Here is a 25,603-nt window from a genome sequence, read left to right on the forward strand (position 1 = left end):
CACGCTCTGCGTGGGAATGCAGTCCGGGACGCTCCGCGTCCCCAAAGCGTGACGCAGAGCGTCACATGAGGCATTCCCACGCGGAGCATGGGAACGATCATCCACACAACGGTCTAAAATCCCGCTGCCCACTTTCCAAGGAACCCCCCTACGTGAAATCTCTCCTTGCACTGCTTTCCCTCGTGGCCCTGCCGGTCCTGGCCGCTGAGCCGACCCTGTACGGGCGTTACGAATACATCGCGCTGCCGGAAATCGGTGGCGAAGTCCTCAAGGCCAAAATGGACACCGGCGCCCTGACCGCGTCCCTGTCGGCCAAAGACATCGAAACCTTCACCCGTGACGGCGACGAGTGGGTGCGTTTTCGCCTCGCCACCAAAGGCGCGAGCAACAAGGTCTACGAACACAAGGTCGCGCGGATCAGCAAGATCAAGACTCGCTCCGAAGAAGACGACGATGACAAAGAAGCGATCGAACCCACCAAACGGCCAGTGGTTGATCTGGAACTGTGCCTGGGCAACGTCAAGCGTACTGTCGAGGTTAACCTGACCGACCGCAGCAGCTTCAATTACCCGCTGTTGATCGGCGCCAAAGCACTGCGTGAATTCGGTGCGGCGGTGAACCCGGCACGGCGTTTCACGGCAGACAAACCCGACTGCTGATTGACGGCGAATCAGCCTTGGGGCAACGTTCGCCCACTTAACTAGCGGGCTCGGACGCCATGCCTCATATCCTGATTGTCGAAGACGAAGCGGCGATTGCCGACACCCTGATTTTCGCCTTGCAGGGCGAGGGCTTCACCACCACCTGGTTGAGCCTTGGCGCAGCGGCGCTCGAGCATCAGCGCGCCACGCCGGCTGACTTGATCATTCTCGACATCGGCCTGCCTGATATCAGCGGCTTTGAGACCTGCAAGCAATTGCGGCGTTTCAGCGAAGTGCCGGTGATGTTCCTCAGCGCCCGTGATGCCGAGATCGACCGCGTGGTGGGCCTGGAGATCGGCGCCGACGACTACGTGGTCAAACCGTTCAGCCCCCGGGAAGTGGCGGCGCGGGTCCGGGCGATTCTCAAGCGCATGGCGCCACGATCGGTGGCGGAGGTGGCTTCAGCGCTGTTTCGCATCGACAGCGAACGGGTGCAGATCAGCTATCGCAACCAGCCGCTGAGCCTGACTCGCCATGAGTTTCGTTTGCTGCAATGCCTGCTGGAACAACCCGAGCGAGTCTTCAGCCGCGAGCAATTGCTCGATGCGTTGGGTGTGGCCGCCGATGCCGGTTACGAGCGCAGCATCGACAGCCACATCAAGAGCGTGCGCGCCAAATTGCGCCAGGTGAAGGCCGACGCCGAGCCGATCCAGACTCATCGCGGCCTCGGTTACAGCTACAGCCCGGGGCACAGCTGATGCCACTGGGGATCCGGATTTTTCTGGTCTATGTGCTGTTCATCGGCCTGACCGGCTACTTTGTGCTCAACACCGTGATGGAAGAAATCCGCCCCGGCGTGCGCCAATCCACCGAAGAAACCCTGGTGGACACCGCGAACCTGATGGCCGAGATCCTGCGGGATGACTTCAAGGCCGGCACCCTCAGCCAGAACCGCTGGCCCGAGTTGCTCAAGGCTTACGGTGAGCGGCAACCGAAGGCGAATATCTGGGGAATGCCGAAGAATCAGGTCAACCACCGTATTTACGTGACCGATGCCAAGGGTATCGTGGTGCTGGATTCCAGCGGCATCGCGGTGGGCCAGGACTACTCGCGCTGGAACGACGTCTACCTGACCCTGCGTGGCGAATATGGCGCGCGTTCGACTCGCAGCAACCCGGATGATTCGAATTCGTCGGTGATGCATGTCGGGGCACCGATTCGCGACAACGGCCAGATCATCGGCGTGGTGACGGTGGCCAAGCCCAACAGCTCGCTGCAGCCTTACGTTGATCGCACCGAACGGCGATTGCTGATTTATGGCGCCGGGCTGATTGGCCTTGGTTTGCTGTTCGGTGCGCTGTTGTCGTGGTGGCTGAGCGCGGCGCTGCGGCGGTTGACGGCATATGCCCAGGCAGTCAGCGAAGGCCGGCGGGTCGAGGTGCCGCATTATCGTGGCGGCGAGCTGGAACAACTGGCCACGGCGGTGGAGCAGATGCGCACCCAGCTTGAGGGCAAAGCCTACGTCGAGCGTTATGTACACACCCTGACCCATGAATTGAAAAGCCCGCTGGCGGCGATTCGTGGTGCGGCGGAGTTGCTGCAAGGCGAGATGCCGCTGGCTCAGCAGCAGCGTTTCGTCAGCAACATCGACAGTGAAAGCGCACGTATGCAGCAGTTGATCGAACGACTGTTGAACCTGGCGCAGGTGGAACAGCGCCAAGGGCTGGAAGAGCGGGTGGCCGTGCCGCTGGCGGGTTTGGTCGATGAGCTATTGAGCGCGCAGGCTGCGCGAATCGAAGGCAAGCAGTTGCGTGTGGAACTGCAGATTGCAGCGGATCTGAACCTGCTCGGCGAGCCGTTTCTGTTGCGCCAGGCGCTGGGTAATCTGCTGGAGAACGCTCTGGATTTCACCCCGGATCGTGGCTTGCTGCGATTCAGTGCCGCAAAGCTCGGTGAGCAAATCGAATTCAAGTTTTTTAACCAGGCCGAGGCGATTCCCGACTATGCGTTGCCGCGCTTGAGCGAGCGCTTCTACTCACTGCCGCGTCCGGACAGTGGGCGTAAAAGTACGGGGTTGGGGCTTAACTTCGTTGAAGAAGTGGTCAAGTTGCATGGCGGTGCGATGAGTGTCGGTAATGTCGATGGCGGCGTGCAGGTGAGTTTGCATCTGCCTTTAGCCCGATAAAGATCGCAGCCTTCGGCAGCTCCTACATGGGTACGCGTTCGGCGTAGGAGCTGCCGAAGGCTGCGATCTTTTCTAAAATCCACACACTCTCCACATTCCCCCCACAAAACCCCCACACATCGACTCCAGACTTTCCCCATCCAAACAGGGAGAGTCCCATGAACCGTAGCTTGACCCTAAAACTGGGGGCGATTGCCCTTTTGATTCTGTTGCTGCTGATCCCGTTGCTGATGATCAACGGCGTGATCCAGGAGCGCCAGCAACTGCGCGACGGTGTGCTCGAAGACATCGCCCGCAGTTCCAGTTACAGCCAGCAATTGAGCGGCCCGCTGATGGTGGTGCCCTATCGCAAAACGGTGCGCACCTGGAAAACCAACGAAAAAACCAACCAGCGTTACCAGGACGTTCGCGAGGAACGCGGCCGTTTGTATTTCCTGCCGGAGCGCTTCGAACTGGACGGCCAGGTCCAGACCGAACTGCGCGCCCGGGGTATCTACGAGGCGCGGCTGTTTCATGCCGACAACCGTATCAGCGGGCATTTCTCGGTCCCGGCACAATTGGGCATCAAAGAGGACTTCGCCGATTACCGCTTCGATCAACCGTTCCTGGCCGTCGGCATCAGCGACATTCGCGGCATCGAGAATGCATTGAAACTCGAACTCAATGGCCAAAGCCTGGACTTTGTACCGGGTAGCCAGGTGGGCTGGTTGGGCGAGGGTGTGCATGTGACGCTACCAGCGCTGGATACCCGGCAGGCCACGGAACTGGCCTTCGGTTTCGACTTGCGCCTGCAAGGCACCGGCCAGTTGCAGGTTCTCCCGGTGGGCAAGACCAGCAAGGTTTCACTGGCCGCCAACTGGCCACATCCCAGCTTCATCGGCAACTACCTGCCGGCCCAGCGTGAAATCACCGATCAGGGTTTCACCGCCAATTGGCAAACCTCGTTTTTCTCCACCAACCTGCAAGAGGCGTTGAACAGTTGTGTGTCTGGCGGCCAGTGCGAGGCGTTCAGCGGTCGCAGCTTCGGCGTGAGTTTCATCGACCCGGTGGACCAGTACCTGAAAAGCGACCGGGCAATCAAATATGCGTTGCTGTTTATCGTCCTGACCTTCGCCGGTTTCTTCCTCTTCGAAGTGTTGAAAAGCCTGGCGGTACACCCGGTGCAATACGCGCTGGTGGGCGTGGCGCTGGCGTTCTTCTACCTGTTGCTGTTGTCGCTGTCCGAACACATCGGCTTCGCCCTGGCGTATCTGCTGTCGGCGAGTGGCTGTGTGGCGTTGATCGGTTTCTATGTCTGCCATGTGCTGCGCAGCGTGCGTCACGGTTTGAGTTTTTCGGCGGGGTTGGCGGCGTTGTATGGCTTGCTCTATGGCTTGTTGAGTGCCGAGGATTACGCGTTGTTGATGGGCTCGCTGCTGTTGTTCGGGCTGCTGGGCGTGTTCATGGTGCTGACCCGCAAGCTGGACTGGTACGGGATCGGGCAGAAAACCGCGAAACCTTTGGTCTTTGATATTGGAGCCGTGGAATGAGCCGGTCGTTGGGGTTGCGCGAGGATCAGCGGGTGGGTGAGGTGTTGGCGACGCGGATTGCCGGGTTGTTTCCGTTGGATTGCGGTGGTTCCTTCGCGGGCAAGCCTCGCTCCTACGGATCACTTGGACCTGTAGGAGCGAGGCTTGCCCGCGAAGACGGCAGACCAGTCACCGCGAGTTTCAGACCTTCGGCATCGTCGCAATCATCGAAGGCCGCTGACTCACCTCAAAATACCACTCTGCCAGCTTCGGATTCTCTTTGCGCCATTCCAGATCCGGATGGCGCAGATCCAGGTAACCCAAGGCACAGGCCACACTGATCGCCGCGACATCGAAATGGCTGGTCAGCTCGGCAATCGCGTCGGCTTCCAGCAGGGCCAGAGCGCGACGAATCTTGTCGCGCTGACCGTCAAGCCATTCGTCCCAGTGTTTTTCCGGCGCGCGCAGGGCTACTTCATAGCGAATCATCACCGCGGCATCCATGATCCCGTCTGCCAGTGAAGCCAGTGTCATGCGCCGCCAGCGCGCCGAGCCTTCACGAGGAATCAGCGGATTGCCGACGTGCTGATAGTCGAGGTAATCGAGGATCACCCGGCTGTCGTACAACACATTGCCGTCGGCCAGGCGCAGCGCCGGAATCTTGCCCAACGGGTTGTCTTCGTTGAGGGCCAGATCCGGGCTGACCGGCGTGAGCTGGCTGGCTTGCAGCGCCACACGGTTCGTCTGCCCGGTTTCATGCAGCAGCACCATGACTTTGCGAACGAAGGGCGACGCGGGGTTGTGGAACAAGGTCATGCTGGGGGCGGACATGGCAACCTCTCGATCGTGGGCAGTGTCGGCAGCATAGCGCTTTAATGCTTGAGCTCAAGCACGAGCTCACGTCTGAGCACGGAACGAAATGTGGGAGCGGGCCTGTGTGGCGAGGGGGCTTGCCCCCGTTGGGGTGCGCAGCGCCCCTGAAACCAGCCGCCACGATCTTGAATCAGAAAGTGGTGACCGGTTTACGATTGCTTCGTAACCGAACGGGGGCAAGCCCCCTCGCCACACAAGCCCCTCTTGCCACACAAGCCCGCTCCCACAGGTTTTGTGGCGTTCAATGGCGTTGCAGCAGCCCGCGCATGGCGAGGAAGGCAGGGATGCCCAGGCCGAGCCAGCTCAATGCATCCCACACGCCATCGCCCAGCAACGCGGCAAACAGCCCCGCGGCGCTGAGCAGGGCAATGACGGTGGGCGTGGCGAAGACCTTCCAGAAGCTCGACTGTCTCGGTCTCATGTCGGGCACTCCGCGTTTTCGAGTACAGGTTTCGCGACCTTGCGCCGCACCACCCACAAGTAAACCCCACTGCCGAGCACAATGATGGTCAGCACATCGAGGGTCGCCCAGAGGATTTTCATCGGCATGCCGCCGTAATCTCCGAAGTGCAGCGGCTGCGACATGCCCATGGCGTCCATGTACCACGGCCGTTCGGCCACCGCCGTGACTTGCAGGGTGCTGGCGTCGATCAACACCGGTGTCAGCAGGTGCGAGGTCAGGTGAGTGCTGCCTTTCATGAATACGGCGTAATGGTGTTCGCTGGAAAACCGGGTGCCGGGGAAGGCGATGAAGTCGGGCTGCATGTCCGGCGCGACGTCTTTGGCGATGTCGAGTAAGCGAGTCGCAGGCGCCAATTGAGTCAGCGGCGGCGCATCGCGGTAAGGCGCGATCATCGCGCTCAGGCTGTCGTTGCGCCACGCAGCGATCAATAAGTCGGCACAGGCGCTGATCACGCCAGTCACGCCGACCACCAACGCCCAGGTCAGCGTCACCACGCCGATCAGGTTATGCAGGTCGAGCCAACGCAGGCGGGTGGATTTGTCGTGGCGCACGGTGGCGAACTTCAAGCGCCGCATGAACGGCAGGTACAGCACCGTGCCGGAGACAATCGCCAGCACAAACAGGATGCCCATGAACGCCAGCAGCAACTTGCCCGGCAGGCCAGCGAACATGTCTACGTGCAAGCGCAACATGACCATCATCAACCCGCCATTGGCCGAGGGCATTTCCAATGCTTCGCCGGTGCGAGCGTCGAGCATGAAGGTGTGGGACGAGTTCGGCTCGGTGCCGGCAGTGGGCGCCATGATCGCGATGACGCCGTTGGGGTCTTCGTCGTCGTAGCCGAAATACTGCATGACCTCGCCGGGACGATGCTTTTCAGCCGCGTGCACCAACTGCTGCAAATCCAGCTGCGGGGTATCGGCCGGCATCGATTTCAACTCGGCGGCATCGCCCAGCAGATGGTCGATCTCGTGATGGAAGATCAACGGCAGGCCGGTGAGGGCCAGCATCAGCAGGAATACCGTGCAGATCAGGCTGGTCCAGGTGTGAATGCAGGACCAGCGGCGGATGGTTTTGCTTTTCATTTCATGGCCTTCAGAAAGACCAAAGCCGTCCTCGAAGGACGGCCTGGTCGTGGCGCGTGTCAGTTCAGGCGATTACCACTTGTACGTAGCACTGGCGACGACACTGCGTTGGTCGCCGTAGTAGCAGTAGAAGCTGTCGCAAGTGGAGATGTAGTCCTTGTCGAACAGGTTGGTGGCATTGAGTGCCAGCGAGGCACCTTTCAGACTGTTATCCAGACGGCCCAAGTCGTAATGGACCGTCGCGTCGAACACTGTGTAGGCATCAGCCTTGCCCAGCCAGGTGTTGCCCTGGTCGCCATAAGTATTGCCGGTATAACGTGCGCCGGCACCGATGCCGAAACCATCCAGCACGCCGTTGTGCCAGGTGTAATCGGCCCACAGCGAGGCTTGCTGGTTAGGCATCAGTTGCAGGCGATTGCCCTTGAAGTCACCCTTTTGTACTTCGGACTTGGCCAGGGTGTAGGCGGCGATGACTTTCAGGTTGTCGGTGACGTCGGAAACGGCTTCCAGCTCCAGGCCTTTGACTTTCACTTCGCCGGTCTGGCTGGTAATCGAGACGTTGTCCGAGTTGGTCGTGGTGACGGAGACGTTTTTCTGGGTCAGGTCATAGACCGCAGCCGTCAGCAGGGTGTTGCTGCCCGGCGGTTGGTACTTGATGCCCAGTTCCCACTGCTTGCCTTCAGTCGGCTTGAACGACTCGGTCGGCGATGCCGTGGCTTTGCTGGTCGGCTGGAACGACTCGGCGTAGGACAGGTAGGGCACGAAGCCCGAGTCGAACACATAGCTGATCGCTGCGTTGCCGCTGAATTTTTTGTCCCGTTCGGTGTTGGTGGCATCACCCTTGTTGAAGAATTTGGTGCCCGTGTGGATCCAGTCCTCACGACCACCGAGGGTCAGACGCCATTGGTCGAGGGCCATTTGGTCCTGGACATACAAACCGGTCTGGTAGGTCTTCTGGTCATAGTCATAGAACGCCGTCGAGCGTGACGGGCGAACGATTGGCTGGCCATAGATCGGGTTGTTGACGTTGGTGGTCAGACCGTCACCGAAGATCGAGGTGTAGTTGGTATTGGTGCGCTGGTGATCGAGGCCGATCAACAGGGTGTGACGGATGTCGCCGGTCGCGAAGTCGCCCTGGAAGTTGTTGTCCACGGCGAACTGGCTGATGTCCTCGTCGACACTGGTGCTAGAGCGGCCAACGTTGCCCTCGGCATCGACCTGGGTGAACGGGTAGGCGCCCGGCGTGAGAGCCTGGAAGGACAGGTCCGACTTGGTGTAACGCAGGTTCTGCTTGAACTGCCAGACATCGTTCAAGCGATGTTCAAAGGCGTAGCCCAGTGCGTAGTAGGTGCGGTCGTAGTATTCCCAGTCCGGGTCACCGAGGTTTTTGTGATGGGAGATATCGCCGAGCGGCGAATGGATCTTCGTGCCTTGCACCGGCAGGAACTGGCTGGTGATGCCTGTGTCGTCACGGGTAAATTGTGTCAGCAGCGTGAACTTGGTGTCAGGGTCGATGTTCCAGGTCAGGCTCGGTGCAATGTTGTAGCGTTTGTTGTCGATGTGATCGACCTGTGTGCCGCTGTCGCGCAATACACCGCTCAGACCATAGGTAAACCGGCCTTCGTCATCGATCTTGCCGGTGCTGGCGAAGCTGATTTGACGATGGTTGTCGCTGCCGTATTGCAGCTGGATTTCATGGCTCGACTCGGCGCTGGGACGGCGGCTGACCATGTCCAGCAGACCGCCCGGCGGGGTCTGGCCGTAAACCGAAGAGGCCGGGCCGCGCAACAGGGCGAGGCGATCAAGGTTCCAGGTTTCCTGTTTCGGGTTGGCGTACACGCCTTTAGGCAGTGGCAGGCCATCGAGGAATTGCGTCGGTTCGAAACCGCGCACGAGCAACCAGTCGGCGCGGGTGTCGCTGCCGTAGCTGCTGGCGACGATGCCGGGCATGTAGCGCACGGCATCATCGATGTTTTGCACACCGCGATCTTCCATTTGCTGGCGGGTGGCGACGGAAATCGAACGCGGTGCTTCGACCAGTGCGGTGTCGGTCTTGGTGCCTGCGGCGGTGCGCGTGGCAACGTAACCTTCGACCGGGCTCCAGGCAGTTTCCGCATTTTCCAGGCCAATGACGGCGGTTTCCGGCAAGGCCATCACGCCCTCGGGCACGGCCACCAGGCTGTAGGTACCGGCGCTGCTCTGTTCCAGTTGCAGGCCGGTGCCGCGCAGGGCTTCACGCAGGGCGCCGGTGGCGTCGAATTGGCCCTTCACCGGGGCCGAGGTCTTGCCCGCCGCCAGCGATGGATTCAACGACAGCGCCAGGCCGGCCTGGCTGGCGATCTGGTTCAGGGTGCTGGCCAATGGAGCAGCCGGCAGGTTGTAGGCGCGAACGCTGGACGCCTGTTCGGCGGCAATCAGTGGGCCGCTGGCCAAAGGGGCGCAAAGGGCAATGGCGACCGCCAGCAAATGGGGGCGCAACACGGTGTCTAGCGAACGGGACATACAGCGGCTCCTGAATGGAAATATTTCTCAATTGCCTAGGTGCCGGACGAGAATCGAAAAGTGATAGGGCGAGATGAAAATAATTTCTATTCAGTAAACCAGTCGCTAAGGGATCGTTCCCACGCTCTGCGTGGGAATGCCTCAATGGACGCTCTGCGTCCGCTTCGGCATGTGACGCGGAGCGTCACGCGCTGCATTCCCACGCAGAGCGTGGGAACGATCATTTAGCGTCAGTTTTTGCTGCGACCGTCACCCACCATGGCGTGTGCTGTTCGATCTGCACCGGCAGGGTCGGTAAAAGCGCACTCAACGCCTTGTCGGTATCGTTCAGCGGGAAGCTGCCGGTGATGCGCAGGTCGGCGACCTCTGGCGTGACGCCAAGATGCCCGCGACGATAGCGAGCGAGTTCCTGGACCAGATCCTCTAGCCGCGCGTTGTCCACCACCAGCATGCCGCGGGTCCAGGCATCGGCGCCGAGGTTGAGGGCGATGATGGGGCCCAGGCCATTGCTGCGCATCAGCACTTGCTGGCCTTCGCGCAGGATCTGTTCCTCGGGGCTCGATTCGGGATGGGCGGCTACCGCTGATTGCAACACGCTCAGGCGTGTGCCTTCATCTTCACGCTTGACCAGGAACCGTGTCCCCAGTGCGCGCATGCTGCCTTCGCGAGTTTCGACGATAAACGGCCGGGCATCGCCATGGCCGGTTTCGACGAGGATTTCCCCTTCCTGAAGGACGATCAGCCGCTGCTTCTCATCGAAACGCACATCCACTGCGCTGTGGGTGTTGAGGTTGATCTGCGTGCCATCGGTCAGGCGCAGGGTGCGTTGCTCGCCGGTGGCGGTGCGCTGGTCGGCCAGCCAATAGTCGATGGGCAGATAACGATCACCGGCGAACAGCGCCAGGCCGATCACCGCGACGACGCTGGCCAGACCACTGCCGAGCTTGCGCACCCGGCGCCGGATGCTTTCGCGCGATTGCAGCAGGGCAGTGCGGGCCGGGCCGCTGGCGACGCTGAAACGCTGGTCGAGCATGCCTAACTGACGCCACGCCCGAGCATGTTCTTCGTGGGCGGCGTGCCATTTGGCAAACTCTTCGCGCTCGACTACGTTGCCGGAATCCAGCGACAGTTGCCAGGCAATCGCGGCATCCAGCACCTGCGCCGACACGGGCTTAGAGTTGACCGGGCTCATACCGGCTCACCATACAACGCGATGTAGCACTGGCGAATGCCTTGGGCGAGGTACTGACGAACTCGCGGCACCGACACACCCAGACGCTGAGCGATTTCGGCGTGGCCGAGACCATCGAGACGGTTATAGAGAAACGCTGCCCGGGCCTTGCTCGAGAGCTTGCCCAGCAGGCGATCGATGGCTTTGAGGTCTTCGAGGATCAGTTGCTGTTCTTCCACCGAGGGTTGTTCGCCTTCGGGAACCAGCATCAATTCGGTGAGGTAGGCCTGTTCCAGTGCGGCACGGCGGAAATAGTCGAACAGCAGACCCTTGGCGATCGCCACCAGAAATGCCCGGGGTTCGCGAGGTGCCTTCAGTTCGTCACGGCCCAGCAAGCGCACGAAGGTGTCCTGGCTCAGGTCTTCGGCCCGTTGCGGGCAGGCCACGTTGCGCCGTAGCCAGGCTAATAGCCAACCGCGATGGTCGCGATACAACGCACCAACGAGCTCACTCTGGGGGCTTTGGACTGACGACACGCAACATCACCGAAGGGGAAGTGTTAAGTAACGAGAATTGTTCGCGATTGTGGCAGAGGCGGGGGAGGTAAGCAATTGGCGCTGGTCGGGTGGTTTTGGCGGGGGAAATATCCAGTCAGACCAAGTTATCGTTCATCGCGGGCAAGCCACGCTCCCACAGGTTTTGTGCCGTTTGCGAAATCGGCGGACGACGAAAAACCTGTGGGAGCGTGGCTTGCCCGCGATGGGGCCCGAACAGTCACCGAAGATCTAGAAAGACGGAGCCTGTCGCCGCCGCTTCCACTGACTCAGCCGCTGTTGCAAATTCAACGGGCTATGAATCTGCTGCTGTCGCGCCCGGCTGAATAAAATCAGCACCAGCTCCGCCGTCGCCAAGGCATCGGCACTGGCGTTATGCCGCTCGAAAACCTCCAGCTTGAACCAGTCGATCCACTCGTCCAGCCCGGCCTCGCGAATATGTGCCTGTGGACAAAGCAATGGCGCGATGTCGGCCACATCCAGAAACGGATGCTGCAATTTGTAGCCCAGATGTTCTTTCAGCGCCCGCCCCAGCATGTGCTGGTCGAACGGTGCATGAAAGGCCAGCACCGGACTGTCGCCGACGAACTCCATGAACTCGAGCAAGGCTTGTGCGGGGTCGCTGCCGGCGGCAATGGCGCTCGGGCCCAGACCGTGAATCAACACGCTGGGGCCGAGTTTGAGTTCGGTGCATTGCAGCGTGCGTTCGAACTGCTGGCTGAAATCGATCGCTCCGTCCTCGATCACCACCGCGCCGATGGACAACAGCCGATCTTTATTCAGGTTCAGCCCGGTGGTTTCCAGGTCGAGTACTACCCAGCGTTGTTCGCGCAGGCTGCAATCGCCCAGCTCGGCCATGGCAGGCAAGCGCTCCAGACGTTGTTGCAGTTCGCCGGGCAAAATGGGGCTGACCGGGCGCAGCCATGAAAACAGGCTCATAACTGATACCGCAGGGTCAGGCTGCTTTGCAGGCGTTGGGCCTGGCGCAGGGATTCACGCAGGATGCGTCGGTCCAGATGATTGAGGCTGTCGGGATCGACGCGGTTGGAGTAGGGAAAATTCTCCCGGGTCTGCAGCTGATGTTGCTGCATGCGGGTTTGCTGGATGAAGTGATACGCCTCTTCATACGCCGCGCCGTCCAGCCGTTCGATGACTTCTTTGTCCACCAATTGGCGAAAACGCTCCAGGGTGTTGTTGGCGTCGATGCCGTGGGCCAGGGCCAGCACTCGCGCACCGTCGACGAAGGGAGTCAGGCCCTGGAGCTTCAGGTCGAGGGTGGCTTTCTCGCCATTCTTGCGAGCCAGCACGAATTCGCGGAAACGTCCTACGGGTGGACGGTTGCGCAGGGCGTTTTCGGCCATCATGCGTTGGAACAAGCGGTTGTCGCCGACCTGATCGAGAATGCCTTGGCGCAGTTGCTCGCAGCCTCGCTCATCGCCCCAGACCACGCGCAGGTCGAAATAGATGCTCGACCCCAGCAGGTTTTCCGGAGTCGCCTCGCGGATAAACGCCGCAAAACGTCGCGCCCATTCGGCCCGAGACAAACACAGCTCGGGGTTGCCGGCCATGATGTTGCCTTTGCACAGGGTGAAGCCGCACAGCGCCAGGTTCTGATTGATCTGCTGGGCGATGGGCAGCAACTTGCCGCGAATCTCGGCGGCGTGGGCCGCGTCGCGGGCTTCGAACAGAATGCCGTTGTCCTGATCGGTGTGCAGCGTCTGCTCGCGGCGGCCTTCGCTGCCGAAGCACAGCCAACTGAACGGCACGCCGGGGTCACCTTTCTCGGCGAGCACCAGTTCGATCACCCGGCACACGGTGTGGTCGTTGAGCAGGGTAATGATGTGGGTGATCTGGGTCGAGGATGCTCCGTGTGCCAGCATCCGCTCCACCAATTGGCCGATCTCGCCGCGCATCGCCACCAGGTTTTCCAGCTTCTGGGCACTGCGAATAGTCCGCGCCAGATGCACCAGATCGACCCGTTGCAGGGAAAACAGGTCGCGTTCCGAGACCACGCCGCACAGGCGCTGATCCTTGACCAGGCAGACGTGGGCGATGTGCCGTTCGGTCATTGCAATCGCGGCATCGAAGGCGCTGTGGTCCGGCGTCAGGTAAAACGGCGCCCGGGTCATATGCCCTTCGATGGCTTCATTGAAGTCGCTGGTGCCGTTGGCCACCACATGCCGCAAGTCGCGCAGGGTGAAAATGCCCAGCGGCGCCTTTTGCTCATCAACCACCACAATGCTGCCGACTTGTTGATTGTGCATCAGCGTTACGGCTTCACGTAGCGCAGTGCTCGGACTGCAGGTCACCGGGTGACGCATGGCCAGTTCACCCAGTCGGGTATTGAGCGAGTACTGGGTGCCGAGGGTTTCCACGGCTTTTTGCTGGACTTGCTGGTTCACCTGATCCAGCAAACTGCTGACTCCGCGTAGGGCAAAGTCGCGAAACGGGCTGGAAAGTGCGAACAGTTTGATGAACGCCAGCTTATTCAGCTGCAGGCAAAAGGTATCTTCGGCCGCCAGGTGTTCGGTGCGAGTCGCCCGCTCCCCCAGTAACGCGGCGAGGGGGAAACACTCGCCGGTGGTGATTTCGAAGGTGGTTTCGGTCCCCCCCTTGGCCGTGTGCGGACGTTCGCCCACGACCCGGCCCTGTTTGACGATGTAGAAATGCTCAACCGGGCCATCGGCAGGTTTGATGATGCTTTCGCCGGGGGCATAAAAACGCAGCTGACATTGCTCGACCAGATAGGCCAGGTGGGCGTTTTCCATCTGATTGAACGGCGGGAAGCGCTGTAGGAATTGCAAAGTGCCCTGGATGTTCTGCAACACCGCGGTTTTCCCTGCCTGGGTGAAGGCGTCCGCTTTACTCATAACCATTACCGCAGTCTTTTTCTGATTGTTGTGTCGGATCGTTGTGTCAGATCGTTACAGGCATGGTCGGCCCCTACGGGCAGGGTGCCCATTGGACGTAAGTCTAGGTAGGCAGTGCCACCGTCGGAATATGGGAAATGTCTGACACAACTGAGGGAAAAACCTCCTACATTGTCTATTGGAATAATTTCCGACGAAGTGCACATTGAAGTCTGCTGAGCGATGTCTGACCACTGTGTCAGGGATCGAATCGAAAACGTTGAGAAAGCCATGTCCGACCACGATATTTTGAGTGATGCCGAGCGCGAAGCGCTCAGTGCCGTTATGTTGGAACCAGACTTGCCGCCGCAGCGGGTGCTGATCGTCGATGACGATAAGGACTCCAGGGAATTGCTGTCGGAAATTCTGGGGCTGGACGGCATTCACTGCATGATGGCGGCCAGTGGCGAAACGGCGCTCAAATTGCTGGAGACGAAGTCATCAATCGGGCTGGTGATTACCGACCTGCGGATGGGGCACGTCGATGGTCTGGAACTGATCCGTCAGGTGCGGGAGTCGGCTCGTGCGGCATTGCCGATCATCATCGTCTCCGGCGACGCCGACGTGAAGGATGCGATCGAAGCCATGCACTTGCACGTAGTGGACTTTCTGCTCAAGCCCATCGATAGCGGCAAACTGCTTGAATTGGTCAAGCATGAGCTGGGGATGGATGTGTAGCAGCTGTGGGCGAGGGGGCTTGCCTGTGGCGAGGGAGCTTGCTCCCGCTGGGTTGCGAAGCAGCCCCAAAACCAGCAATCCCAATGTACCTGGTACACCGCATACACAGGATTTACGACTGCTGCGCAGTCGAGCGGGAGCAAGCTCCCTCGCCACAGGGGACCGCCGCGGCGTAAAAAAAAGCCCTGATCTTTCGATCAGGGCTTTTTCATGTCCGACATCAGCGTTTACTCAAAGGCCATTGGCAGCCTTGAATTCGCGGCGACGACGGTGCAGAACCGGCTCGGTGTAGCCGTTCGGCTGTTTGGTGCCTTCGACCACCAGTTCGACCGCCGCCTGGAAGGCGATGTTGCTGTCGAAGTTCGGTGCCAGCGGACGGTACAGCGGGTCGCTGGCGTTCTGACGGTCAACCACCGGCGCCATGCGCTTGAGGCTTTCCATCACCTGATCTTCAGTGACGATGCCGTGGCGCAGCCAGTTGGCGATGTGCTGGCTGGAAATACGCAGCGTCGCACGGTCTTCCATCAGGCCGACGTCATTGATGTCCGGCACTTTCGAGCAGCCCACACCCTGGTCGATCCAGCGCACCACGTAGCCAAGAATGCCCTGGGCGTTGTTATCCAGTTCGTTCTTGATCTGCTCCGCGGTCCAGTCTGGGTTGACGGCCAGCGGGATGGTCAGAATGTCGTCCACCGAAGCGCGAGCACGTTTAGCCAGCTCGGCCTGACGGGCGAACACGTCGACCTTGTGGTAATGCAGCGCGTGCAGCGCGGCGGCGGTCGGCGATGGGACCCAGGCGGTGTTGGCACCCGCCATCGGGTGAGCGATTTTCTGTTCGAGCATCGCTGCCATCAGGTCCGGCATGGCCCACATGCCTTTACCGATCTGGGCGCGACCTTGCAGGCCGGTGCTCAGGCCAATATCGACGTTCCAGTTCTCGTAGGCGCTGATCCATTTTTCAGCCTTCATGTCGGCCTTGCGCACCATCGGGCCGGCTTCCATGGAGGTATGGATTTCATCGCCCGTGCGGTCGAGGAAGCCAGTGTTGATGAACACCACGCGCTCGGCGGCAGCCTTGATGCAGGCCTTGAGGTTGACCGTGGTACGGCGCTCCTCGTCCATGATCCCGACTTTGAGGGTGTTGCGTGGCAAGCCCAGCACGTCTTCGATGCGACCAAACAGCTCGTTGGTGAACGCCGCTTCTTCCGGGCCGTGCATCTTCGGTTTCACGATGTAGACCGAACCGGTACGGCTGTTCTTGCGCGAGCTGTTGCCGTTGAGGCTATGGATCGCCGCGAGGCAAGTCACCAGACCGTCGAGAATACCTTCCGGTACTTCATTGCCGTCTTTATCGAGGATCGCGTCGATGGTCATCAGGTGACCAACGTTGCGCACGAACAACAGCGAGCGACCGTGCAGGCTCAGTTCTTTGCCATCGACACCGGTGTAAGTGCGATCGGCGTTCATGGTGCGGGTAAAGGTCTGACCGCCCTTGGAGACTTCTTCCGACAGATCGCCCTTCATCAAGCCGAGCCAGTTGCGGTAGATCACCACTTTGTCATCGGCATCGACCGCGGCGACCGAGTCTTCGCAGTCCATGATGGTGGTCAGCGCGGCTTCCATCAGGATGTCTTTGACGCCGGCCGCGTCGGTCTGGCCGACCGGGGTGCTGGCGTCGATCTGGATTTCGAAGTGCAGGCCGTTGTTTTTCAGCAGGATCGCAGTTGGAGCCGCTGTATCGCCGTGGAAACCGATCAGTTGCGCATCGTCGCGCAGGCCGGTGTTGCTGCCGCCTTTGAGGGCGACCACCAGTTTGCCGTCAATGATCTTGTAGCCTGTGGAGTCGACGTGGGAGCCGGCAGCCAATGGCGCGGCTTCGTCGAGGAAGGCGCGGGCGAAGGCGATGACCTTGTCGCCGCGAACCTTGTTGTAGCCTTTGCCTTTTTCCGCGCCGTCCGCTTCGCTGATGGCGTCGGTGCCATAGAGCGCGTCATACAGCGAACCCCAGCGGGCGTTCGAGGCGTTGAGCGCGAAGCGCGCGTTCATCACCGGCACCACCAGCTGTGGACCGGCCATGCGGGCGATTTCGTCATCGACGTTTTGTGTCGTTGCCTGGAAATCAGCCGCTTCTGGCAGCAGATAACCGATGTCTTGCAGGAAGGCTTTGTAGGCCACCGCATCGTGCGCAACACCTGCACGAGCCTGGTGCCAGGCATCGATACGTGCCTGGAAATCATCGCGTTTGGCGAGTAGGGCTTTGTTCTTCGGCGCCAGGTCATGGATGACCTTGTCGGCACCGGCCCAGAACGTGTCGGCGTTGAGGCCGGTACCGGGAATGGCTTCGTTGTTCACGAAGTCGAACAGGACTTTGGCGACCTGCAGGCCACCGACTTGAACGTGTTCAGTCATTGCTTGCCTCACTCTGCTCAGCTATTTCGCTTTTCAGCTCTTCAATTTAACAATGAAGCCTCTGGCCATTTAAACCACAAACCCATCTACCAGTACATGCCATTGCTGGCGGCTGGGTTCGATCCGATCAACGGCTTTGCGGCCTTGCTGACAGGGCTTTCAGGGGTTGCGACGGCACCTGCGGCAGACATCGATCCAGCGTTATGTAGTGCGCGCTGCGGCATACTACATGATGAATTGCGGTTGTGAAAATTAGACTAATTACGTCGTTCTGCGACCCCATGACGCATTGCGGTCATGGCGAGGAACGGGATGTTCTCAAAAAACTATTAGATTGTTCCAGTTAAATATAAAAACTTGTACACATAATCTTCGAAGCCCTGCTATGGGGCACTGCTCTTTGTGGCGAGGGAGCTTGCTCCCGCTGGGGCGCGAAGCGGCCCCCTGCATCTATCCGAACAGTCCGCATTTTGGCAATTTGGCGACTGCTGCGCAGCCGAACGGGGGCAAGCCCCCTCGCCACAACCAGCCCCTTGCCTATACTTGCTTTTCTATAACAAAAGTCATGACAAGAGGGCTGCGCCATGAACCACCTCGTACTCACGGTATTCGCTCTGGACAAGCCCGGGCAGGTCGAGCGCATTGCCCAATGCATTGCCGAGCATGGTGGCAACTGGCTGGAGAGCCGCATGTCGCGGATGGCCGGGCAGTTCGCCGGGATCCTTCGTGTGGGTGTACCGGCCGAGGCTTACGATGAACTGGTAGACGCCCTACAGGGACTGTCGGCCCAGGGGATTCGCGTGATGATCGCCGAAAGCGGCATCGAACAATCCTGCACCTGGAAGCCGATTGCCATGGAACTGGTGGGCAATGATCGTCCGGGCATCGTGCGAGACATTACGCGCCTGCTGAGCGAACAGGGCGTGAACCTGGAAAGTCTGGTGACCGAAGTACGCCCGGCGCCGATGAGCAGCGAGCCTTTGTTCCACGCTGAAGCGATTCTCGCGGTGCCGCTGACTTTGTCGCTGGAGGTGCTGCAATCGCGCCTGGAAACCCTGGCGGACGATCTGATGGTCGAATTGGTGCTGCGTAGCGAACCCTGAAAGGTTATCCAAGTTATACGTGCACCTGCCTGTGGATAACCTGTAGAGACACCTCGCCAGGCCACGTCGGCCGGGGCTCTTCAGGATCTGATCAAAAAACCAGCAGTTTCAGTGACTTGCGCACAATCGCCGGGGATCACGCTGTGGATAACCTTGGGAAGGATGGATGCAGGCCACGGGAGACGTGGCCTGTAGAGGTTTGTACGTTTTCTGATCAGCTGCGGCGGCGCAGACTTATCCACGCATCGACGCTGTAAACCGCCAGACCGGCCCAGATAAAGATGAACGCCACCAGCGTGCTGGACGACAAGTGTTCGCCAAACAGCAGAACGGCTTGCAGCAACACCAATGTCGGCGCCAGGTACTGGAGAAATCCGAGGGTGGTGTAGGGCAAGTGCCGTGCGGCGGCGTTGAAACACACCAGCGGCACCAGCGTCACCGGACCTGCAGCCACCAACCACCAGGCTTCAGAGGTGGTCCAGAATTCGGCTTGCGCGCTGCTCGCCGTCGGATTGAACAGTAGCCAGGCGACAGCAATCGGCACCAGCATCCAGGTTTCCACCACCAGCCCCGGCAGCGCCTTGACCGGTGCCTGCTTGCGGATCAATCCGTAGAAGCCGAAGGTCAATGCCAGCACCAGCGACACCCAGGGCAAACTGCCGACTTGCCACACCTGCTGCGCGACACCGATCGCTGCCAGGCCAACCGCCAGCCATTGCATGCGTCGCAGTCGTTCGCCGAGGATCAGCATCCCCAACAACACGTTTACCAGCGGGTTGATGTAGTAACCGAGGCTGGCTTCGAGCATGCGCCCGTTGTTCACCGACCAGACGTAGGTCAGCCAGTTGGCGGCGATCAACGTGCCGCTCAGGGCCAGGATTGCCAGCCGTCGCGGGTTCTCACGCAGCTCGCGCCACCAGCCGGGATGTTTCCAGACGAGCAGCAGCAAAGCACCAAACAGCGCGGACCAAAGCACTCGGTGGATGATGATCTCCACGGCGGGCACGCTGGCGATGGCTTTGAAGTAGAGCGGGAACAGGCCCCAGATGATGTAGGCACTCAGGCCCAGGATGTACCCGCGACGCGGGTTGGCGGCTTGCATGAGAATCCTTGCTTAGGCAGCTAACAAAGAGGGGATTGTAAGGAGGTTGTATAGATGTGTCGTGTCTGAAAGCAAAAGATCGCAGCCTTCGGCAGCTCCTACGGAGGAATTGCGTACACCTGTAGGAGCTGCCGAAGGCTGCGATCTTTTGATCTTGAATTTAAAAGAGCTTCAGTGGCTCTTCATTGAGCGCAGCCAATTGTTCACGCAGCGCCAGCACTTGATCGCCCCAATAGCGCTCGGTGCCGAACCACGGAAAGCTGCGAGGGAAGGCCGGGTCGTCCCAGCGTCGGGCGAGCCAGGCGCTGTAGTGCATCAGGCGCAAGGCGCGTAGCGGTTCGATCAGCGCCAGTTCCCGCGGGTCGAAGTCGTGGAATTCGTTGTAGCCGTCCATCAATTCCGACAACTGCCCCAGACATTCCTGACGATCACCCGCCAACATCATCCAGATATCCTGCACCGCCGGGCCCATGCGGCAGTCGTCGAGGTCGACGATGTGGAACATCTCGTCGCGGCACATCATGTTGCCGGGGTGGCAATCGCCGTGCATGCGGATGTTCTGGTGCGGCGTGGCCTTGTAGACCTCTTCGACCCGCTTGAGCAGGTCGCGGGCCACGGACTCGTAGGCCGGCAGCAAGCTTTTGGGTACGAAATTGCCTTCGAGCAATGTCGTCAGCGAGTCCTGACCGAAGTTCTTTACTCCCAGCGCTTCACGGTGTTCGAACGGTTTGGTAGAGCCGACCGCGTGCAGCCGACCCAGCAGTTGCCCCAGGCGATACAGCTGATCGAGATTGCCCGGCTCCGGCGCACGGCCACCGCGACGGGGAAACAGGGTGAAACGGAAACCGTTGTGTTCGTGCAGGCTGGCACCGTTGTGAATCATCGGTGCGACCACCGGGACGTCGCATTCGGCGAGTTCAAAGGTGAATTGGTGCTCTTCGAGAATCGCTTCGTTGGTCCAGCGCTGCGGGCGGTAGAACTTGGCGATCAGCGGTTCGGAGTCTTCGATGCCGACCTGATAGACACGGTTCTCGTAGCTGTTGAGCGCCAGAATGCGGGCGTCGCTGAGAAAGCCGATGCTTTCGACGGCATCGAGCACGAGGTCTGGGGTGAGCGTTGCAAACGGGTGGGCCATGCTGACTCCTGCGCGCAGCAGGCTGCCGCGTCGGGCCAAACATGGTAGCGCAGACGGGGCTTCTTTAGGGGGATCGTTCCTATGGGATCGTTCCCACGCTCTGCGTGGGAACGCCTCGCCGGACGCTCCGCGTCCGATTTTGGGACGCAGAGCGTCCCTTGCTGCATTCCCACGCAGAGCGTGGGAACGATCATGAGGGGGGGCTTATCAGGCGCCGACGATCCCGCCATCCTCGCGGGAAATCGCCATCACCGAAGACCGTGGCTTGCCGTTGGGCAGATGCTCGGGGAACGTCGACCCGCCGTTTTCCCCCGGATGCTGAATCCCGACAAACAAGGTTTTCTGATCCGGCGAGAAGCTGATCCCCGTCACCTCGCAGCCCACTGGCCCGACCATGAAACGGCGGATCTCCCCGGTGACCGGATCAGCGCAGAGCATCTGATTGTTACCCATGCCCGCGAAATCACCGGCATTGCTCGAATCGCCATCGGTGAGAATCCACAACCGCCCAGCCTTGTCGAAACCCAAGCCGTCCGGACTGTTGAACATGTTCTGCGGTGTGATGTTCGATGAACCGCCCTTCGGCGTGCCGGCGTGGACGCCCGGGTTGCCGGCGACCACAAACAGATCCCAGGCAAAGCTTTTCGAGCCGTGATCGTCACGGTCAGTGCGCCAGCGCAAAATCTGCCCGTAGACGTTCTTCTCGCGCGGGTTCGGCCCGCCCACCGGTTGCCCGTCTTCGCCACGCTTGGCGTTGTTGGTCAGCGTGCAATAGACCTGGCCATCCTTGGGGCTGACGACGATCCATTCCGGGCGGTCCATGCGCGTAGCTTTCACCACGCTGGCCGCGAGGCGGGCGTGAATCAACACTTCGGCTTGATCGGCGAAACCGCTGCTGGCGTCGATGCCGTTTTTGCCGTGGGTCAGTTCGATCCACTGACCCTGGCCTTTCGGGTGATCGGCATTGCCGTCGCCCGCATCGAAGCGCGCCACGTACAAAGTGCCGTGGTCCAGCAGGTCGCGGTTGGCCTTGGGGTTTTTATGGTTGATCTTGTCGCGGCTGACAAATTTGTAGATGAACTCGCCGCGCTCATCGTCGCCCATGTACACCACCGCGTGACCGTCACTGGTTTCGGCCAGTGCGGCGTTTTCATGTTTGAAGCGGCCCAGCGCGGTGCGTTTGACCGGCGTGGACTGCGGATCGAACGGGTCGATTTCCACCACCCAGCCATGACGATTGAGTTCGTTGGGGTTTTTCGCCAGGTCGAAGCGCGGATCGTGTTGATGCCAGTTGATTTCTTTACTGGCCGCCACCGCGCCGTAGCGTTTCTGCGCGGCATCGAATTTCTGCTCGGCATTGCTACTGCCGAAGCAGTCGGTGAAGTTCTCTTCGCAGGTCAGATAAGTGCCCCACGGCGTCTTGCCGTTGGCGCAGTTCTGGAAGGTGCCGAGGACGTTCTTGCCGTGTTTGTCGGCGCTGGTTTTCATCAGCTCGTGACCGGCCGCCGGACCGCTCAGGCTGATCGGCGCGTTGCCGTGAATGCGGCGGTTGTAGCGCGAGCCCTGGACGAACTGCCACTGGCCATTCTGGCGCTGCACTTCGATCACCGACACACCTTCGCAGGCCAGGGCCTTGCGCACATCTTCCGCCGATTGCGGCATACCACCGTGGGGGTAGAGGTAGCGGTAGTTGGTGTATTCGTTGTTGATCGCCATCAGCGCCCGGTCTTTTTCACCGGGGAATTCGAACAGGCTCATGCCGTCGTTGTTGTCGCCGAACTGGACTTCCTGCGCCTGGGCCGTACCGTTGCCGCTCGGGTCGAACGCCGGGCCATTTTTTTGCAGTGGCTGGCCCCAGCTGATCAACACCGAAGATTTGTAGCCCGGCGGCAGGGTGATGGTATCGGTCGTGGCGGCGGCGATGCTGTCGAAACCCAACAGTTTGCTGGAACCGGCGCTGACGCTGGCGGCCAGCACGCTGCGACTCAGCAGGTTGCCACCGAGAAACATCGCCGCACCGCAGAGGGCACCTGCGCTGATGAAGCCACGACGGCTGAGGCCGACCATCTTTTCGAGGTCGGTGGATTGGTTGTCTTCTAATAGGCTCACATCAGGCTCCCTGCGGGTTTTTGCAGCCACCTTAATGGTGGTCGATGAAGCTTTTGTTGCAGTCTCTTAAAATCAGAATCAAAAGATCGCAGCCTTCGGCAGCTCCTACAGCGGTTGCGATGCACTTGGGCTAGAGCGGTGTGCCCAGCAGAATGTTGGATGGCGCGAATTGCACCAGCACCGGTTTTCCGGCGGTGAGTTCGAGGGTCTTCAGGTGCAGCGGCTCGGCCAGGGCGCAAAGTGTCTGGCCATTGGGCAGGCCGATGCGCACTTCGCTGGGGCCGTCGCCGGCGTCGAGGATTTCTTCGATCATGCCCTTCAGGCAATTGTTGCCGGGCGTTGCGGTTTGATCGATGCCCAGCAGTTCCAGCCAACCGGCCTTGATCAGCGCCACTACTTCGGTGCCGGTCTGCAGTTCCAGGCGCAGAGTGCTGTCGTGGGTGATCTGCGCATCGATCCGCAAACCTTCGGCCAGTTCAAGACGGATGCGGTCGTTGCGTCCTTGTGCATCGATCGCCACGACCTTGCCGTGCAGTTGGTTGCGCGCGCTGGTTCTGAGCATCAGGCGACCGAGCAGGTCCAGATCACTGGCTTCTTCGGCGGCTTCCAGCACCTGAGTCTGTAAGGCTTGCAGCTTTTGATACAGGCGCAACACGCGCTCACCTTCGCTGGACAGTTTGGCGCCGCCACCGCCCTTGCCGCCGACGCTACGCTCCACCAGCGGTTTCTGCGCGAGGTTGTTCAGCTCGTCGATGGCGTCCCACGCCGCCTTGTAACTCAGGCCGGCGCTTTTCGCTGCGCGGGTGATCGAGCCTTGTTCGGCGATGTGTTGCAGCAACGCGATGCGCTGCGGGCGACGGGCAATGTGCTGGGACAACAATGTAGGCAAGGACATGGCGAGACGCTTTGGGCAGTGACGATGGGCAGGACGTTGGCGGCTTGGCGCGCAGGAGTCAAGTCAGGTCCCAATCGTTGTGGGAGCGAACTTGCTCGCGATGAGGCCATTACAGTCAACATTGATGTGTCTGATGCGCCGCCATCGCGAGCAAGCTCGCTCCCACAGTTTTTTGTGTTGTTAAGTCAAACCGCGTCGCCAGGTTTTGGGGTACGGGCCAGGCAGTAGACATCGACCCGCGCGGCGCCCGCCTCCATCAACAGGCGAGCCACGGCCTGGGCGGTGGCGCCGGTGGTCAGCACGTCGTCGACCAATGCGAAGTGGCGACCCTTGATCGAGGCCCTGGGCGCCAGGGCAAAGGCGTGGCGCAGATTCTTTTTTCGGGCATCGGCATTCAGCTCTTGTTGCGCGCTGGTGTCCTGAATCCTCAGCAGCAGCGTTTCATCATAAGGAATATCGAGGCTGACGCTGAGCCAGCGGGCGACCATCGCCGCCTGGTTGAAACCCCGCTGGCGCAGGCGTTTGGCGGCCAGCGGTACCGGTATCAGCGCGTCGGGCCGATCCAGGTCTTCATCGAAGCGATGTTGCAGGAACTGAGCAAGAAGTTCGGCGAGCAGGCGGCCTAACGGCCACTTTGCGCTGTGCTTGAAGCGGGTGATCAAACTGTCGACCGGAAAGCTGTAAGTCCAGGGCGCTGCGACTCGCTCGAAGGCCGGCGGTTGTTTCAAGCATTGGCCGCACGTCAGGCCCGTGGAAGGCAAGGGCAGGGCACAGGTTTGGCAGTGCTCGCCCAGCCAGGGCAGGTCGGTTTCGCAGGCCATACAGATTGGCCGGATATCTTCTGTCGCTTCGCTGCAGAGTAAGCAGTGTTGGTTATTGTTTAACCAGTTGTAAACCGGTCCTACGTATCGTGGTTGACAGCGCATCGCTCTTCCTTAAATATGCCGAACATCCGTGTCGCGTCTGTGGGTATTCCATTCCCCAGCCGCTTGCCAAGCATAAACAAGGAAACGCCCATGAGCGCCAGCACCACTGCAACCCTGCGTCATGACTGGTCTTTGGCCGAAGTCAAAGCACTCTTCGTTCAGCCATTCAACGACCTGCTGTTCCAGGCGCAGACGGTGCACCGCGCGCATTTCGACGCTAACCGTGTCCAGGTTTCGACGCTGCTGTCGATCAAGACCGGTGCTTGCCCGGAAGATTGCAAATATTGTCCGCAGTCCGGTCACTACAACACCGGCCTGGAAAAAGAAAAACTGATGGAAGTGCAGAAGGTCCTCGAAGAGGCTGCTCGTGCCAAGGCCATCGGTTCGACCCGTTTCTGCATGGGCGCGGCGTGGAAGCACCCGTCGGCCAAAGACATGCCGTACGTGCTGGAAATGGTCAAAGGCGTGAAAGCCATGGGCCTGGAAACCTGCATGACCCTCGGTCGTCTCGATCAGGACCAGACCGTCGCCCTGGCCCAAGCCGGCCTGGACTACTACAACCACAACCTCGACACTTCGCCGGAGTTCTACGGCAGCATCATCACCACCCGTACGTACAGCGAGCGCCTGCAAACCCTGGCTTACGTGCGTGATTCGGGGATGAAGATCTGCTCCGGCGGCATTCTCGGCATGGGCGAGTCCCTCGACGACCGCGCCAACCTGCTGATTCAGCTGGCCAACCTGCCTGAGCATCCAGAGTCGGTGCCGATCAACATGCTGGTGAAAGTCGCCGGTACGCCGCTGGAAAATGCTGACGACGTCGACCCGTTCGACTTCATCCGCATGCTCGCTGTCGCTCGCATCCTGATGCCAAAATCCCACGTGCGTCTGTCCGCGGGCCGTGAAGCGATGAACGAGCAGATGCAAGCCCTGGCGTTCTTTGCCGGCGCCAACTCGATTTTCTACGGCGAAAAACTGCTGACCACCGCCAACCCGCAGGCGGACAAGGACATGCAGCTGTTCTCGCGTCTGGGGATCCTGCCGGAAGCCCGCGAAGAGCATGCCGACGAAGTGCATCAGGCCGCCATCGAACAGGCGCTGGTGGAGCAGAAGAGCAGCGAGCAGTTCTATAACGCGGCTGTCTGAGACCTTCACCGATTTCTCTGAAGGAATGCAAAACCCTGTGGGAGCGAGCCTGCTCGCGATAGCAATTAGATATTCAACACAGATGTTGGATGTCATGGCCTCATCGCGAGCAGGCTCGCTCCCACAAGGAACTGCGTAGAACCTGTGGGAGCGTGGCTTGCCCGCGATGGCCGCGACTCGGTTTGCAGCCAAGTCCAATGTTCCTGCAT

22 protein-coding genes are annotated in these 25,603 nt (G+C 60.2%); 8 read left to right on the plus strand and 14 right to left on the minus strand.

Translation table 11 applies throughout. The features are described from left to right. The first annotated feature begins 152 nt into the window (after window positions 1-152). The 4 genes from rloA2 (at window position 153) to creD (ending at window position 4,355) form a co-directional block, all read left to right on the plus strand. Window positions 153-659, plus strand: a complete 507-nt coding sequence (gene rloA2, locus ACZ9IM_RS07445; protein WP_007904116.1) for a retropepsin-like aspartic peptidase RloA2 — start codon at window positions 153-155, stop codon at window positions 657-659. Between the two features lie 59 nt (window positions 660-718). Next, window positions 719-1,399, plus strand: coding sequence for a two-component system response regulator CreB (creB, locus tag ACZ9IM_RS07450; protein WP_476223639.1), 681 nt, complete (start codon window positions 719-721; stop codon window positions 1,397-1,399). Next, window positions 1,399-2,826, plus strand: a complete 1,428-nt coding sequence (gene creC, locus ACZ9IM_RS07455; RefSeq protein WP_476223640.1) for a two-component system sensor histidine kinase CreC — start codon at window positions 1,399-1,401, stop codon at window positions 2,824-2,826. Before creB ends, creC begins: the two co-directional genes overlap by 1 nt. Window positions 2,827-2,984: 158 nt before the next feature. After that, a complete protein-coding gene (gene creD, locus ACZ9IM_RS07460; RefSeq protein ID WP_476223641.1) occupies window positions 2,985-4,355 on the plus strand; it encodes a cell envelope integrity protein CreD in 1,371 nt (456 codons plus the stop codon). A 180-nt stretch (window positions 4,356-4,535) separates the two neighbouring features. Here creD and ACZ9IM_RS07465 read toward each other — a convergent pair whose 3' ends face one another. From ACZ9IM_RS07465 to ACZ9IM_RS07500, 8 genes are all read right to left on the minus strand, one after another. Next, window positions 4,536-5,165, minus strand: coding sequence for a glutathione S-transferase (locus ACZ9IM_RS07465; RefSeq protein WP_427626536.1), 630 nt, complete (start codon window positions 5,163-5,165; stop codon window positions 4,536-4,538). Between the two features lie 283 nt (window positions 5,166-5,448). Then, window positions 5,449-5,628, minus strand: a complete 180-nt coding sequence (locus ACZ9IM_RS07470; RefSeq protein WP_427626534.1) for a hypothetical protein — start codon at window positions 5,626-5,628, stop codon at window positions 5,449-5,451. Next, entirely contained in the window at window positions 5,625-6,755 is a 1,131-nt protein-coding gene (locus tag ACZ9IM_RS07475) for a PepSY-associated TM helix domain-containing protein (protein ID WP_427626532.1), read from the minus strand. The genes ACZ9IM_RS07470 and ACZ9IM_RS07475 overlap by 4 nt, the downstream gene beginning before the upstream one ends. A gap of 72 nt (window positions 6,756-6,827) precedes the next feature. Continuing rightward, window positions 6,828-9,257 carry a TonB-dependent siderophore receptor gene (locus tag ACZ9IM_RS07480; RefSeq protein WP_476223642.1) on the minus strand — a complete coding sequence of 810 codons (2,430 nt, stop codon included), beginning with the start codon at window positions 9,255-9,257 and terminating at the stop codon, window positions 6,828-6,830. Between the two features lie 220 nt (window positions 9,258-9,477). Next, window positions 9,478-10,449: a FecR domain-containing protein gene (locus tag ACZ9IM_RS07485; RefSeq protein WP_476223643.1), complete on the minus strand. Its 972-nt coding sequence runs from the start codon at window positions 10,447-10,449 to the stop codon at window positions 9,478-9,480. Further along, the gene (locus ACZ9IM_RS07490) at window positions 10,446-10,964 is read right to left on the minus strand and encodes an RNA polymerase sigma factor (RefSeq protein WP_032830771.1); all 519 of its coding nucleotides are present in this window, start codon (window positions 10,962-10,964) and stop codon (window positions 10,446-10,448) included. Before ACZ9IM_RS07490 ends, ACZ9IM_RS07485 begins: the two co-directional genes overlap by 4 nt. Window positions 10,965-11,213: 249 nt before the next feature. Beyond that, complete coding sequence (locus ACZ9IM_RS07495; protein WP_476223644.1) at window positions 11,214-11,921, minus strand: 3'-5' exonuclease; 708 nt, start codon at window positions 11,919-11,921, stop codon at window positions 11,214-11,216. Then, window positions 11,918-13,858, minus strand: coding sequence for a putative nucleotidyltransferase substrate binding domain-containing protein (locus tag ACZ9IM_RS07500; protein WP_123497319.1), 1,941 nt, complete (start codon window positions 13,856-13,858; stop codon window positions 11,918-11,920). Before ACZ9IM_RS07500 ends, ACZ9IM_RS07495 begins: the two co-directional genes overlap by 4 nt. A gap of 264 nt (window positions 13,859-14,122) precedes the next feature. On the opposite strand from ACZ9IM_RS07500, the gene ACZ9IM_RS07505 reads away from it, so the two are divergent. Then, the gene (locus ACZ9IM_RS07505) at window positions 14,123-14,569 is read left to right on the plus strand and encodes a response regulator (protein WP_007904163.1); all 447 of its coding nucleotides are present in this window, start codon (window positions 14,123-14,125) and stop codon (window positions 14,567-14,569) included. Between the two features lie 231 nt (window positions 14,570-14,800). On the opposite strand, the gene ACZ9IM_RS07510 is transcribed toward ACZ9IM_RS07505, so the two are convergent. Beyond that, window positions 14,801-16,978, minus strand: a complete 2,178-nt coding sequence (locus tag ACZ9IM_RS07510; protein WP_427626525.1) for a malate synthase G — start codon at window positions 16,976-16,978, stop codon at window positions 14,801-14,803. Here ACZ9IM_RS07510 and ACZ9IM_RS07515 point away from each other — a divergent pair. Both ACZ9IM_RS07515 and ACZ9IM_RS07520 read left to right on the plus strand, forming a co-directional pair. Then, the gene (locus ACZ9IM_RS07515; protein WP_131816009.1) at window positions 16,961-17,227 is read left to right on the plus strand and encodes a hypothetical protein; all 267 of its coding nucleotides are present in this window, start codon (window positions 16,961-16,963) and stop codon (window positions 17,225-17,227) included. The two genes, ACZ9IM_RS07510 and ACZ9IM_RS07515, sit on opposite strands and share 18 nt — an antisense overlap. A 335-nt stretch (window positions 17,228-17,562) precedes the next feature. Then, a complete protein-coding gene (locus ACZ9IM_RS07520) occupies window positions 17,563-18,081 on the plus strand; it encodes a glycine cleavage system transcriptional repressor (RefSeq protein ID WP_123497323.1) in 519 nt (172 codons plus the stop codon). Between the two features lie 214 nt (window positions 18,082-18,295). Here ACZ9IM_RS07520 and rarD read toward each other — a convergent pair whose 3' ends face one another. The 5 genes from rarD to ACZ9IM_RS07545 form a co-directional block, all read right to left on the minus strand. After that, window positions 18,296-19,183: an EamA family transporter RarD gene (gene rarD / locus ACZ9IM_RS07525; RefSeq protein WP_427626520.1), complete on the minus strand. Its 888-nt coding sequence runs from the start codon at window positions 19,181-19,183 to the stop codon at window positions 18,296-18,298. Window positions 19,184-19,343: 160 nt separating this feature from the next. Continuing rightward, window positions 19,344-20,318, minus strand: a complete 975-nt coding sequence (locus ACZ9IM_RS07530) for a serine/threonine protein kinase (RefSeq protein WP_192344821.1) — start codon at window positions 20,316-20,318, stop codon at window positions 19,344-19,346. Between the two features lie 207 nt (window positions 20,319-20,525). After that, on the minus strand, window positions 20,526-22,427 hold the full coding sequence (locus ACZ9IM_RS07535) for a PhoX family protein (protein ID WP_427626518.1): 1,902 nt from the start codon (window positions 22,425-22,427) through the stop codon (window positions 20,526-20,528). 130 nt (window positions 22,428-22,557) lie between these two features. Next, window positions 22,558-23,322: a TOBE domain-containing protein gene (locus ACZ9IM_RS07540; protein ID WP_476223645.1), complete on the minus strand. Its 765-nt coding sequence runs from the start codon at window positions 23,320-23,322 to the stop codon at window positions 22,558-22,560. A 185-nt stretch (window positions 23,323-23,507) separates the two neighbouring features. Beyond that, window positions 23,508-24,248 (minus strand): ComF family protein, encoded by a 741-nt coding sequence (locus ACZ9IM_RS07545; RefSeq protein ID WP_427626514.1) that lies wholly within the window; start codon window positions 24,246-24,248, stop codon window positions 23,508-23,510. 90 nt (window positions 24,249-24,338) lie between these two features. Between ACZ9IM_RS07545 and bioB the strand changes: the two genes are divergently transcribed. Further along, window positions 24,339-25,394 carry a biotin synthase BioB gene (bioB, locus tag ACZ9IM_RS07550; RefSeq protein WP_427626512.1) on the plus strand — a complete coding sequence of 352 codons (1,056 nt, stop codon included), beginning with the start codon at window positions 24,339-24,341 and terminating at the stop codon, window positions 25,392-25,394. Window positions 25,395-25,603: the final 209 nt, after the last annotated feature.

Source organism: Pseudomonas sp. TE12508, from assembly GCF_056279485.1.